The organism is Ruegeria sp. AM7 (assembly GCF_056535965.1).
The window spans coordinates 1944406-1956735 of the sequence record NZ_JBQFJE010000003.1; the positions used below are offsets into that span (position 1 = coordinate 1944406).

Below are 12330 nucleotides of genomic sequence, written 5' to 3' on the forward strand. Positions count from 1 at the left end.
AACGCTTAGTGCGGCGAGGCTTGCGACGGCGCGATTTGTATGCGCTGACCCAGAAATGACGAATACAGGCAATGCCTTGATCGCCCCATTCGCTTGGCTTCATAGAGGGCCTGATCTGCCGCATTCAAAATCTCGGCTGCTTTCGGCGCCTGAAACTGCGTCGACAACGCAGTGCCAATACTAGCTGATATCTGACACACGGACCCCTCAAAGATCATGGGTTGTCGCAACCTGTCAATCAGGCGGGACGCAATTGCGGACAGAACAGATTCGTCGATCAGGTGTTTGAAGATGATGACAAATTCATCGCCACCAACCCTTGCGACAGTATCGTCGTTTCGGGTTTCTTCGACCATAATACAAGCCGCCTGTTGCAGGACATAGTCGCCCGCCGCGTGACCGTATCTGTCGTTCACTGACTTGAAGAAATCCAGATCCAGATGCATCAAGGCAAATGGCGCGTCACCAGAAGCCAAATGCCCAAGCAACACATCCATGGCCCGGCGGTTTTTCAACCCGGTCAGCATATCGGTGTATGCCTGTTCCTCGGCCGCCAGCATCGCGCCCTGCAGGCGCAGGTTCAAAGATCGCGACGCCTCCATCGCGGCAGACTTAGCCTCGACCAGATAAAGTAGCTCGATCGCGAGATCCGTTCCTGAGAAATCCGCACTGGTCAGCGCATAGTCACGAACCGCATCCAAAATAGAAATTCCGAAGGACAGGTTTATCACCGCCCCCTGCCCGTTTGGCAAAGGAGCGATCAACCCCTTGAGCGCTGTGTGTGGCTCACCCTTTATTTTCAGGTGCAACTTCGCTCCGGCCAAGGACACGAGCGCTGCGAGCGTCGACACTTTGCGAGGTCTGACAAGCTCGAATACTTCCAAAAAGTCTTTTCCAGGCATTGGCTGATCTGGACGCAATTTCTGCAAGGTCGGACCGACCTGAGCGATTCTACCCTCACCATCCACAAGAACAAACATCGGACACAAAGTCCCAAGCATACCTGCAAGATCATCGATTTCGATCATGGCTTCCTGGCCCCCAGATCGAAATTCCGCCCGGCGGAAAATGCGCTTTCAACGAGTGCAATCGTGATGACTTCGACCTCACCTTGCTGTCCTTCATGTGTAAGGAAGGCAAGCGCCCCGTAGTCGTCGGCCACAGCGCGCAATACCCCAACCATGACACTGGCATACCCCGGCAAACCCGAATAGCAGTGCAAGTGATACTCTGACGAAGAGACCTCTCGCAGCTCCAGAAGAGGCAAGCGCAAATCGGATACCGCCAATCTGACCCGGTCCGAAAGATCATCCAAAGAATGCAGGAACTCTACATACGTTTCACCGCCGAATCGGAGTAGACGACGCAAATCCTCCATATTGGGGTGCGAAACCAAATAAGTTCCCAGATCTTCCAGAATCTCTGCTCGTGGGCGGTTTAATTCGGCACAAAGCGCATCCAGAACCCGCGTGGTCATCGCGTCATCGTAAACCAGCATTGCCTCGAACTCGGTAAAACCAAGATCTGCGGCATCGGTCACCCGCATCCAGCAAGATTGCCCGTATGTCGCGCTTACAAAGGACTGTACTGCCCGGTTTATCAGACCATGCATGGGAAGCCTCGGTTTGGTTTCCGATGCACTGTGACTCAGAAATCCTTAACAAAACGCGAAAATGCAAGTTCCGAGATGCAAAACACGCATAAGTCTCAAAGTGGAAGTCATTGGCTTTGCACTAAAAATCAGTCGGAGCGCCCCCTTCGGCTTTACGACGCTCGACAAAGTCTGCAAGTTCTTCACGAATGCCCTCATCTATTTCCGGGGGCTCAAAACTGGTAATGATTTCCTTGAACATGTGATGGGCTCGTTCCGCCGTCCAAATACCGCCCGCAACGTCCCAGCCTTCATAATTCTTCCAGTCACTCAGAAACGGTTGGTAGAACGCTGTGGTATAGCGATCCTGAGTGTGCTGAATGCCAAAGAAGTGACCGTCATTCCCGACCGCGCGGATCGCGTCCAAAGCGATCTCATCCGGTCCCGTCGCCGTGATCTCGGGCTGCATATAGCGTTGGATTTGCTGTAAAATTTCGCAATCCATGATAAACTTTTCGGGGCTGGCGATCAGCCCCCCTTCCAGCCACCCGGCCGCGTGATACACCATATTTGTGCCGGACTGCACAGCCGCCCAAAGCGAGTTCGAGGTTTCCCAAACCGACTGACCGTCGGGTACGTTGGCTGCGCAGACCCCAGATGACCGCATGGGCAGGCCATAAAACCGCGCCATTTGTCCGGTCATCTGCGTCGAACGCATGTACTCGGGCGTTCCAAACGCGGGCGCACCGGATTTCATGTCTACATTCGATGTGAACGTCCCGATTACGCAGGGTATGCCCGGCCGGACGTACTGGAACAGAGCAATCGCACACAGAGCCTCGGCCAGCGATTGCGCCACCGCACCCGCCATTGTTACCGGGGCCATCGCTCCGGCCAGCGTGAAGGGAGTTACAACAATCGCTTGCCCTCGTCGCGCCAACCTCAAACAGCCGTCGATCATCGGGTGGTCATGTTTTAGCGGCGAGGTCGAGTTGATGTTGGTGTACATCCGGGGTTCTGCCTCGAATTCTTCGTGGCTGTGCCCACCAGCGATCCGCACCATTTCCATGACGTCTTCGACACGTTCCTTACCCAACGAATACGCATGCATCGCTTTGTCGGTGAGGGTCAACTTGTCATAGAGCACATCCAGATGCCGGACACTTGCGTGGATATCCACAGGCTCGACCGGGTATCCGCCTGCGAAATGAATACAGTTGAAATACTGAGTCAGTTTCAGCAGATTTCGGCACATTTCACGGTTTCCCGGAACCTTGGTACCGATCTCCATATCCCAATAATTCGGAGGCGATGACACATTACCAAACAACAGGTTGCGACCGCCGATTTCGATCCGGCGATCCGGATTGCGCGGCGTGATCGTGAAAGATGATGGTGCCTTGCCCACCATCTCCATAACAAAATCCCGCCCCATACGGACGTTATCCCCTTCGATGGTGCAACCGGCCTTACGAAGGATATCGATAGCTTCTTCATTGTAGAATTCGACACCTATCTCTTCGAGAATGCGCATTGCGCCCTCGTGGATCGCTTGAATTCCCGCCTCGTCCAGCGGCTCGGTCGGCTTGTCGATATTGATCGGTGGGCTCCACGGCATCTGGTCAATAACCGCGCTGCCCCTGCGTTCGGCTGCTCCTGCCCGCCCGCCGCTGCGACGTTTGCGTGTTTTCGCCTCTGCCATTGAATCCTCCGCGAGCTTGTCTTTTGTCAAGCAAGCCTCGAAGCAAGGCATGTGGCCGCTCTGTCTGCGACACCTCTTGTCGGTTTTGAGGTCCGATGCGCCGATTCTGGAACTTAGGCGATCAGTTTCGTGTCAACCAGTCCGGTATGTGGCCGATATTTGGTAATACGACATCCGCCATGGGTTGCAGAACTTCAGCCGGAGCCAAGCCCGTCAGCACACCGATCGTCGTCATACCCGCTGCCCGACCCGCCTGAAGATCATGAAGACTGTCACCAACCATAGCGACGCGTTCAGGCGGCAGATTCACATGCGCGGCAAAGGCCAGCAACTGCCCCGGACCCGGCTTGAACCCATGGCCGCTGTCATAACCAGCAACAAAATCGAAATGATCTCGAATACCGGCTGATGCCAAATGCTCCAGCGCTGGCGCTTCGCCGTCATTTGTTGCAACACCCAGCTTGAGTCCCGCCTCCCGCAACCCGTCAAGAAACGGGGTCAACGGCACTGCTTGCGCCTGTGGAGCCGAGGCGGATTCTGCGTTCAACAGGTCGATCAGGGCGTCTCGTGGCATCTCCGCCAAGTGTGGTGCCAGCGTTTCGGCCACTTCTTCGACTGTTCCTGCAATCACGATGCTGTCTTCCGAGTATGTGACTTGATCCAGATCGAAGCCGATCACACGACCCAGCACCCTTGCCCTGCCATGATCCCCATCGGTCAGGCGCAGCAACATATTGCGCCCGAAAGCACCCCAGGTATCGGCAAAATCGAACAGAGTTCCGTCCTTGTCGAACAGAAGTGCGTCTATCGGCATCTCAAGCTCCAGAAGTGTTTTCATCAGGTCCAATGCATGTCGGCCGCCCCGGACAAAACCGCACGCGCCTGTCCGGGAAGATCATAAGGCACAGAATTGGCGTCACAGAATTCCACAACCCACGAATCGTCAAGCATGAGGAATTCAAGAATCGAACCAAGAAATTCCGGCTCTGCAGCCCTGTCGCGCAGATCCTCAGCCGAAGCGCCAGTTGACCCAAGAAAAACAGGCAACAGTTCCTCATTTCCAGCAAGCCAAGCCAGAACATTCAGCGCCAGCGTTTCGGCAGATTCAGCAGAGATTGGCATAAAGAGACCCCGGGATTGATCTTGGAAAGGGTTTGTTAACCAGACTCATAAACACTTTGGCAACGCATGCAATCAACGGTGACAGATATGTCCGTGCAGGGAACTATCCTTGTCCTCGACGGGACCTCGACCAATCGCATCATGCTGAAGGTTCAGTTGACCGCAGCATGGTACCACGTCGTGCAAGGTGAAAAACTGGAAGGGCTGGCTGGGCTTTTACGGCGAACACGGCCTGATCTGGTTCTCACGGCCCAGACTCTGCCGGATGGAACAGCTGCTGATGTCAAACAGCTTCTTGCGGCTGATCCGGACTTAGCCGATGTCCCTGTTGTTGCGATAGCGGCGCAAAACGACAAAGCCGCCCGGCTGAAAGCCCTTTCGGACGGGCTGGACGATGTGCTGGTGCATCCCTTTAAGGATTCGCTTCTGCTGGCGCAGGTCCGCAGTCTGTTGCGCGCTCGTGCTGAGACTCAGGATCTGAAGCTAACCACAAACGTTCAACCATTGGGTTTCGCCGAGCCCGCAGTAAGTCTGATCGCGCCACCCAAACCGTCTCGCGTGGCCGTTTTGGCCAGAACTGCGCGATCTGGTACCGCGTGGCGAAATTTGCTTGCGGATCAGACAAGACATAACGTCTCCGCGCACACTTCTTCGAACCTGCAGGGCGTTTTATCAGGGCCGGTCCCAGACGCAATTGTAATAGAAGTCGGCACAACACTGGCGGGGCTCAATGTTCTGGCGGATCTGAAGTCCCGAGCGGCCACACGTCGCACAGTATTGATCGCGGTACTTGACCGTAATAACGCGACGCTCGCCGCCGAAGCACTCGACCGTGGGGCTGACGCGGTTTGCATGGGAGGCTTCTGTGTTGAGGAGGTTAGGCAGCGACTGACCAACAGGCTTGCCCGCAAAACCCAGATGGATCAGATGCGCGCATCGCTTCACAGGGGAATTGCGGAATCTTGGATTGATCCTCTGACCGGTCTGCACAACCGCCGATACGCCATGCGGGCTATGGATCAGATCGCGCGCAAGTCGTTACAGCTAGGTCAGGGTTTTGCCGTTATGCTGGCTGATCTAGACCATTTCAAATCCATCAATGACCGGTATGGCCACGCCGGCGGGGATATCGTTCTGACCGAGGCGGGAACCCGGATGGAACGTGCAATCGGATCCAATGGTTTTGTCGCGCGGATTGGTGGCGAAGAATTCATGATCGGGCTACCTCATGCCACTGAAACGAGAGCGGTCAATGTTGCGCGATCACTGTGTAATTGCATCAGACAAAAACCGTTCTCGCTACCGGACAATACAGAACCCGTTCCAGTCACTATCAGTATCGGTCTAATCACAACCCTGCCCACTCCATTTCAAACTGAGCCACTAGATGACCTGATCAAGTCCGCCGATACGGCGCTTTATGCTGCCAAAAAGGCAGGGCGCAACCAGGTCAGGGTCAGGCAATGCGCGGCCTGAGGCACTAATTCTTCCTCTTCTTGCCATGAGGACCATGACGCACAACCTCGTCAAGGCGGTCGGCGTAAAGCGCGCGTTCCGCGTCAGTCATGTCGGTGACCTGCTCTAGCCATTGACCTTGCAAGTTTGACTGCAACTCCGCCAAAGACTGTGACTGCTGCAACAAGATATCTTGCACCGTCTCGGGGTCAAAAGGGACTTCCCTCAAGGTAGCACTGAGGATCTCGAAATTCCGGACCCGATCCTTCGATCCGGTTTTATGGCGCGCTGAAAGTTGCCCACGCAGTGCCTTTCGGTCCTCTTTCGGCAAGGCCCGGTACAGCGCCGATCCAAATCCCGGAGGCGCCTTGGCATGATCTCCGCCCTTTACCCGCAGCACAGTTCCTACGGCGACACCAACCACAAGAAGGTTGAACCCCAAAGATACGGCCAACAGAACCTTCACCCATCTGCGTTTTGGTTTAGGATTGTCGCTCATTCCGCGCCCTCCAGAAATGAAGTGTCCAAATCGGCCAGAGCAAGCCCGGCTTCTTGCTGGTAGATATAGGTCGCAGGGTCCGGCAAAAAGTCGGGCGCAGCAAAGCCGATCCAAACGCCGGCGGCGCTGGCCGCCACCAAACCACCAAAGCTGTGCCAGCCGCCGATACCATCTAACACCCTAGCCCAATAAGAACGTCGGGGCCTGTCAGCAGCTTTGATCTGATTTAGGCGTACCTGCTCTGCATCTGTCAGGATACGAACCGTCAGATCATCAGAAAGCAAAGGCCGGTTCTCACGGGCCGTCGCAAACATCTCGTCCAGATTTTTTTCATCTTCGGTCATCGTCATACCCCAATTCCTCGCGACGCCCTGCCAGAATCCCGGCCAAGGCCCGCTTGCCACGTGCGGTCAGGCTTTCAACCGCTTCTACCGAAATCCCCATGACACCGGCGATCTCGGGGTTTGGCAGCTCTTCTATGTGCCGCAAAATAACTGCCTGACGTTGCCGTTCGGGCAGCTGCTCCAGTGCCAGCTGAAGCGCATCCTTGCGGGCTTCGTCCTGCATAAGGTCCGCTACACTCGGACTGCCATCTTCTGGCTCGGGCGCGTCAGCAAGCCGGTCAGGTTTGTTCTTGCGCAAGTGATCAACGCACAGGTTCATCGTCACGCGATACAGCCACGTCGACACTTTCGCCTGCCCCGATACCCAATCCGGCGCAACTTTCCACAGCCGCATCATCGCATCTTGAGTGATATCTTCAGCCTCGGTTCGGTTGCCCAGCATGCGCATTGCGACCGACAAACACCGCGGCCCCAAACGGTCCGTCAAAATACGAGCAGCTGCGGCATCACCCTGTGCGAAAAGGCCCAGCAACGTATCGTCGCTGGGCATATCCGCAGCACGTGACTGGCTGCGGATGGAAGTGGATGAGGACGTCAGAGCCTCCATCCTGCATCAGCTGTCGTCAGTGTCCGACTTTGCCCGCTTTTTGTGGTGCCGACCCATCTTGTCCTTCGCATCGGCAAATTCCTGTTCCGAGATCGACCCATTACTATCCGCGTCTATACGATCAAACATCTTGTCAGCGCGGCGCGGTTTCGGCAACTCGTCCTGACTCAGAGACCCGTCCTGATTGGCGTCATGCTTCTCGAACATCGTGGTCACACGGTCATTGACCCTTTTCTGGCCAGCGGCCTGCATCTCTTCAATGGTCAACTGCCCATCTCCGTTTGTATCCGCATCAGTAAAGCGTTTGCTGCGATGGGCCAGCATTTCTTCCTTCGTCACCTGGCCATCGCTGTTGGCATCCAGTTCCTGGAAAGTCACAGGTTCGCGATCACGCGACCCTGCGGCCAGTACAGAGGTGCCGGTGACGGCCACAGCCGCGATCAGGACTACCGGGATGAATTTGGCGGTTTTCATATCGTTTTCCTTTGATTTCGCGGCCCTTTTGCCGCTGCTTACATGGGTTCAAACGATGCGGCGCCCGGGTTCCGTCGCGAAACTTTTAAAATTCCCAGAAAAAAACAGCGATGCAAAGCGACGCACCCCCCTTTTAAGTTGCACAAAAGATGCGCAATATCCGTCCATTCAAATTCATGAGTCTCTCAATGACAGATCAAACGATAGACGCCCAGCCCGAGGCGGAACGCGCCACCAAACCGGCACTGCTGAAAGGCTTTCGCGGCCGTTGCCCGAAATGTGGTGAGGGCAAGCTGCTGCACGGCTATCTGAAAGTGAATGATAGCTGCTCGAATTGCGGGCAAGAGCTGTTTCATCACCGCGCCGACGATGGCCCTGCCTATCTGACGATCCTACTGGTCGGTCACCTTCTGGCCCCTGCGTTGCACGTGACTTATGTCGAGTTCCGACCTGAACCGCTGACCATGTTCCTGATTTTTGCGATCGGTTGTACGGCGTTGTCGCTGTTCTTGCTGCCGCGCCTGAAAGGGGCCGTTGTGGCCTATCAATGGGCGCGCCGCATGCATGGATTTGAGAACGCGTAATGAACGCTCCCGCCGGATTGATCCGCACATGACCCAGGACAAGACCGCCATCCGCAACGCGGCAACGGTCATTGTTCTGCGCGACCGTTTGTCAAACCCCTCGATCCTGATGGGGCAAAGGGGCGCGAAAGCCGCTTTCATGCCCAACAAGTTTGTCTTTCCGGGCGGCGCGGTTGACGCCGAAGACGCCAATGTCGAATTGGCGACAGCCCTATCCGACTTGTGCCATGACCGCCTGTCCGAGCGGGCGGAGGCGGGTCTGCAAAATGCGCTTGCCGCCGCCGCAATCCGCGAGTTGTGGGAAGAGACCGGCCTGGTTCTGGGTCAACCCGGCACATGGCCCGGACAGCCACCGGAAGATTGGGCCGAGTTTGCCCAGCTAGGTTTTCGCCCAACGGCCCAAACGCTGCAATTCGTATTTCGCGCGGTGACGCCTCCGGGTCGCCCTCGGCGGTTCGATGCGCGGTTTTTCCTTGTCGATGCTTCGGCGGTACAGGGCGACCTGGACGACTTCTCACGCGCCTCGGATGAGCTGTCTCACCTGCAATGGGTGCCGCTGGATCGCGCGCGCGAGTTTGATCTGCCCTTTATCACCGAGGTCGTGTTGGCCGAGATTGCAGCGCGCGTATCAGACCCAGCGCCGCCGACATCAGTCCCCTTCCTGCTAAATCAGGAAGAGGAAAGTCTGTTCTTGAAACTCAAAGGCTATCCGATGCCTCTGACCGACTGAGGTCGGGCTTATTTCATCCGGCTGATAACAGTCGTGACTTCGGGTTTTTTACCAATCTCAGCTTTTGCAGTCTGACGCACGATGCGGCGCATGGCTTCTTCCAGCTTGTCATCGTCACGCAGAGTTTTGGTATCCGCGCGCATCAGGAATTGGTTCAGATCTTCTTCGAGAACTTCAACCAACCCGGCTCGAGACGATCCCACTTCGGGCAAGCCCATCGTGTCGCACCACGGCTCGCCCAGCGGCTCGTCTTCTTCGTCCAGAATAACCGTCACAGTCACGTGGCCATTCAGCGCCATGCGGATACGGTCACGAACAACACCGTCCAGCGCGCCGACTTTCACCGTGCCGTCCAGATACGTTCGCCCCGTTTCCACATAGTCGACCACCTTCGGCGCGTTGCCAATCAGGTCCAACATGGTTCCGTTCACCGCCAAAACACCTGTTCGGCCGCCAGAATTAGCCAGCTTGACGTGCTCGCGCAGGTGACGATGCTCACCATGCATCGGGATCACGATCTGCGGGTTGATCAGTGCATGTACCCTCTCAAGATCGGGACGGTTGGCATGGCCCGACACGTGATACAGACCCGAGCTGTCATCGACAACATCCACACCTTTTTCGCTAAGCTGGTTGATGATGAAGATCACGCCCCGCTCGTTGCCCGGAATGGTTTTCGACGAAAACAGGAACAGATCGCCCTCTTTCAGTTCCAGACCGCGATACTTGCCACGTGCAAGCTGCGCGCTTGCGGCGCGGCGCTCACCTTGGCTGCCGGTCACGATCAGCATCAGGTTTTGACGCGGTACATCCGCCGCCTCTTCTGCACTGATGACTTTGGGGAAATCCGACAGGATACCCGTTTCGGTCGCTGCCTCAATCATGCGGCGCATCGCGCGGCCCAGCAACACAACCGAGCGTCCAGCCCGCTGCCCCGCCTCGGCCAGGGTTTTCACTCGCGCAACGTTGGACGCGAAGGTGGTTGCAACAACCATCCCTTCGGCGCTTTCGACCAGCTTGGTGATCTCGGGGCCAACCTCGGATTCCGATCGTCCGTCATGGGACGAGAATACATTGGTGCTGTCACAAACCAGCGTCTTGACGCCCGGTTTGGCAATCTCGGCCCACAAATCGGCGTCGAAAGGCTCACCCACCACCGGGTTGGTGTCCAGCTTGAAGTCACCTGAATGTACGATCCGTCCCGCTGGCGTATCTATTACCAACGCCGCACTTTCCGGGATCGAATGCGAGACCGGCAGGAAACCCACCGAGAACGGCCCCACCTGAACCTGCTCGGGCCAGGGCGAAACCGTTTGAACCGCATCCTCGGGATGGCCATGCTCTTCCATTTTGCGGCGTGCAATATTGGCGGTGAAAGCGCGCGCATAAACCGGGGCACCCAAAGCCTCGTAGCAATGGGCCACTGCGCCGACGTGATCCTCATGCGCGTGGGTCACAAAAACCGCTTCCAGCCGGTCGGCCCGCTCTTGCAGCCAAGAGATATCGGCATGGATCAAATCGACGCCCGGCGTCGTATCCATATCCGGAAAGGTCACGCCAAGATCGACGAGGATCAGCCTTTCCTGCCCCGGCTTTCCATAGCCGTAGACATAGGCGTTCATGCCGATTTCACCTGCACCGCCCAGCGGCAGATAGATCAGTCGTTCACTGCTCATGTTGAGCCATTTTCCTTGTTATAGCGATGGATCACGGTCAGTCCGTGCATCGTCAGATCATCTTCGATCGCGTCAAACCCTACATCCGCCTGATCAAACAGTGGGGCAAGCCCCCCGGTTCCGACAACCTTCATCGGATGGCCGTACTCAGCCTTGATCCGCGCAATCAGTCCTTCGATCAAGCCGGAATACCCCCAGTACACGCCGGATTGAATGCAGCCAACTGTATTCGTACCAATGACTTTGTCGGGGCGCGTGATATCAATATGCGGCAGCGCCGCAGCACCTTGGTGAAGCGCCTCAAGGCTGAGGTTCACGCCCGGCGCAATGATGCCCCCAACGTAGGCACCATCCGAGGCCACAACATCGAAATTGGTGGCAGTCCCGAAGTCGACCACCACAACGTCTCCGCCATGCCTGTCGAAAGCCCCGACCGCATTGGCCAGCCTGTCCGGTCCTGGAATAGTGCCCTCATCAATGCGCGGGGCCACCGGCAAAAGGCATTCAGGTTTGCCAACGACCAACGGGCGGCAACCAAAGAACCGATCCGCGAAAATACGAAGGTTAAACACCACGCGCGGCACGGTCGAGGCGATCACTACATCGGTGATGTCCGCCTCGATCTCGTAGTGTTTCACCAATGTCGAATACCATGTGAAATAGGCATCTGCCGTGCGGGAATGATGGGTCGAGGTGCGCAAGGTGCACAGAAACTGCTTGCCATCCCAGATCGAAAAAACAGTGTTTGTGTTGCCGCAATCGATAGCCAAAAGCATTTGCGTTCCTCTCAGAAATACACGTCGGCGGCTGGGATCGCGACCCGGCCTTTGGCGGTGTTTAGGACAAGGTTGCCGCTGGCGTCCACCGTTTCAAAAGTGCCCACCGTTTCGGATGTCGCTGTTTTGGCAGTAATCACTTCGCCCAAACGCGCGGCCCGATCCAACCATGCCGTACGGATCGGCTCGAACCCATAAGTCACGAACTGCGTCTCATAGCGAGCAAACGCGGCGGCCAATTCTGTCAGGAAATCCTCGGGCATGACGTCTGCGCCGGTCTCGGACAAAAGCGAAACGGGTCGGACCGCACCCTCCTCCAGCGCGTCGGTTGGTGGGGACTGAGACAGATTGACCCCGATCCCAATCGCCAAGTGAGACAGGTCGCGCCCTTGGCCCGTACCCTCCAGCAATATCCCCGCAAGTTTTCCGCCGTTCAGCAGCACATCATTTGGCCATTTCAAAGACAGCCCATCGGACCGCCCCGAGACAGCAACACAGGCATCAAACAGAGCGAGGGCTGCAACAAAGCTCCGCAACGCTGCCTGTTCGGGATTACCACTTGGTCGCATCAATAAAGTGGCAGCCAAGTTTCCAACGGGATTGGCCCATGCACGACCCCGACGTCCACGCGCCGCGGTTTGGTTATAGGACATGATCCATACCGGCCCCGTCGCCGTTGGTGCGATGCGAGCAGCTTCGTTCAACGTACTGTCAACCGTTTGCAACACATGCAAACCGTAACCTTGCGGCCAATCCGTCATGTCAAAAAG

General features: G+C 56.5%; 15 protein-coding genes. 3 read left to right on the forward strand and 12 right to left on the reverse strand.

The features are described from left to right. Nucleotides 1-5 precede the first annotated feature (5 nt). The 5 genes from ACR3EG_RS13630 to ACR3EG_RS13650 all read right to left on the reverse strand — a co-directional run bounded on the left by ACR3EG_RS13630 (nucleotide 6) and on the right by ACR3EG_RS13650 (nucleotide 4415). Nucleotides 6-1028 carry a GGDEF domain-containing protein gene (locus ACR3EG_RS13630; RefSeq protein WP_209198472.1) on the reverse strand — a complete coding sequence of 341 codons (1023 nt, stop codon included), beginning with the start codon at nucleotides 1026-1028 and terminating at the stop codon, nucleotides 6-8. Further along, complete coding sequence (locus tag ACR3EG_RS13635) at nucleotides 1025-1612, reverse strand: heme NO-binding domain-containing protein (protein WP_480496484.1); 588 nt, start codon at nucleotides 1610-1612, stop codon at nucleotides 1025-1027. Before ACR3EG_RS13635 ends, ACR3EG_RS13630 begins: the two co-directional genes overlap by 4 nt. A gap of 121 nt (nucleotides 1613-1733) precedes the next feature. Next, nucleotides 1734-3293: a trimethylamine methyltransferase family protein gene (locus tag ACR3EG_RS13640; protein WP_480496486.1), complete on the reverse strand. Its 1560-nt coding sequence runs from the start codon at nucleotides 3291-3293 to the stop codon at nucleotides 1734-1736. A 121-nt stretch (nucleotides 3294-3414) separates the two neighbouring features. Continuing rightward, the gene (locus ACR3EG_RS13645; protein WP_480496580.1) at nucleotides 3415-4107 is read right to left on the reverse strand and encodes an HAD family hydrolase; all 693 of its coding nucleotides are present in this window, start codon (nucleotides 4105-4107) and stop codon (nucleotides 3415-3417) included. Nucleotides 4108-4130: 23 nt separating this feature from the next. Beyond that, entirely contained in the window at nucleotides 4131-4415 is a 285-nt protein-coding gene (locus tag ACR3EG_RS13650; RefSeq protein WP_480496488.1) for a DUF3572 domain-containing protein, read from the reverse strand. An 87-nt stretch (nucleotides 4416-4502) separates the two neighbouring features. Here ACR3EG_RS13650 and ACR3EG_RS13655 point away from each other — a divergent pair, with 87 nt between their 5' ends. Next, on the forward strand, nucleotides 4503-5891 hold the full coding sequence (locus ACR3EG_RS13655; protein WP_480496490.1) for a diguanylate cyclase: 1389 nt from the start codon (nucleotides 4503-4505) through the stop codon (nucleotides 5889-5891). A gap of 4 nt (nucleotides 5892-5895) precedes the next feature. Here the strand turns inward: ACR3EG_RS13655 and ACR3EG_RS13660 are convergent, their stop codons facing one another. The 4 genes from ACR3EG_RS13660 to ACR3EG_RS13675 are packed head-to-tail and all read right to left on the reverse strand — an operon-like array spanning nucleotide 5896 to nucleotide 7794. After that, on the reverse strand, nucleotides 5896-6369 hold the full coding sequence (locus ACR3EG_RS13660) for a periplasmic heavy metal sensor (protein ID WP_480496492.1): 474 nt from the start codon (nucleotides 6367-6369) through the stop codon (nucleotides 5896-5898). Continuing rightward, nucleotides 6366-6719, reverse strand: coding sequence for a hypothetical protein (locus tag ACR3EG_RS13665; protein WP_234899558.1), 354 nt, complete (start codon nucleotides 6717-6719; stop codon nucleotides 6366-6368). Before ACR3EG_RS13665 ends, ACR3EG_RS13660 begins: the two co-directional genes overlap by 4 nt. After that, a complete protein-coding gene (locus tag ACR3EG_RS13670) occupies nucleotides 6700-7320 on the reverse strand; it encodes an RNA polymerase sigma factor (protein WP_480496494.1) in 621 nt (206 codons plus the stop codon). Before ACR3EG_RS13670 ends, ACR3EG_RS13665 begins: the two co-directional genes overlap by 20 nt. A gap of 6 nt (nucleotides 7321-7326) precedes the next feature. Beyond that, the gene (locus tag ACR3EG_RS13675; protein WP_480496496.1) at nucleotides 7327-7794 is read right to left on the reverse strand and encodes an EF-hand domain-containing protein; all 468 of its coding nucleotides are present in this window, start codon (nucleotides 7792-7794) and stop codon (nucleotides 7327-7329) included. Nucleotides 7795-7982: 188 nt separating this feature from the next. Here ACR3EG_RS13675 and ACR3EG_RS13680 point away from each other — a divergent pair, with 188 nt between their 5' ends. Both ACR3EG_RS13680 and ACR3EG_RS13685 read left to right on the forward strand, forming a co-directional pair. Continuing rightward, on the forward strand, nucleotides 7983-8378 hold the full coding sequence (locus tag ACR3EG_RS13680) for a DUF983 domain-containing protein (RefSeq protein WP_480496498.1): 396 nt from the start codon (nucleotides 7983-7985) through the stop codon (nucleotides 8376-8378). Nucleotides 8379-8406: 28 nt separating this feature from the next. Further along, complete coding sequence (locus tag ACR3EG_RS13685) at nucleotides 8407-9108, forward strand: NUDIX hydrolase (protein ID WP_480496500.1); 702 nt, start codon at nucleotides 8407-8409, stop codon at nucleotides 9106-9108. An 8-nt stretch (nucleotides 9109-9116) separates the two neighbouring features. Here the strand turns inward: ACR3EG_RS13685 and ACR3EG_RS13690 are convergent, their stop codons facing one another. The 3 genes from ACR3EG_RS13690 to ACR3EG_RS13700 are packed head-to-tail and all read right to left on the reverse strand — an operon-like array spanning nucleotide 9117 to nucleotide 12321. After that, nucleotides 9117-10784 (reverse strand): ribonuclease J, encoded by a 1668-nt coding sequence (locus ACR3EG_RS13690; protein WP_480496502.1) that lies wholly within the window; start codon nucleotides 10782-10784, stop codon nucleotides 9117-9119. Continuing rightward, nucleotides 10781-11560, reverse strand: a complete 780-nt coding sequence (locus ACR3EG_RS13695; RefSeq protein WP_480496504.1) for a type III pantothenate kinase — start codon at nucleotides 11558-11560, stop codon at nucleotides 10781-10783. The genes ACR3EG_RS13690 and ACR3EG_RS13695 overlap by 4 nt, the downstream gene beginning before the upstream one ends. An 11-nt stretch (nucleotides 11561-11571) precedes the next feature. Continuing rightward, nucleotides 11572-12321, reverse strand: coding sequence for a biotin--[acetyl-CoA-carboxylase] ligase (locus ACR3EG_RS13700; RefSeq protein ID WP_480496505.1), 750 nt, complete (start codon nucleotides 12319-12321; stop codon nucleotides 11572-11574). Between the last annotated feature and the right edge of the window lie 9 nt (nucleotides 12322-12330).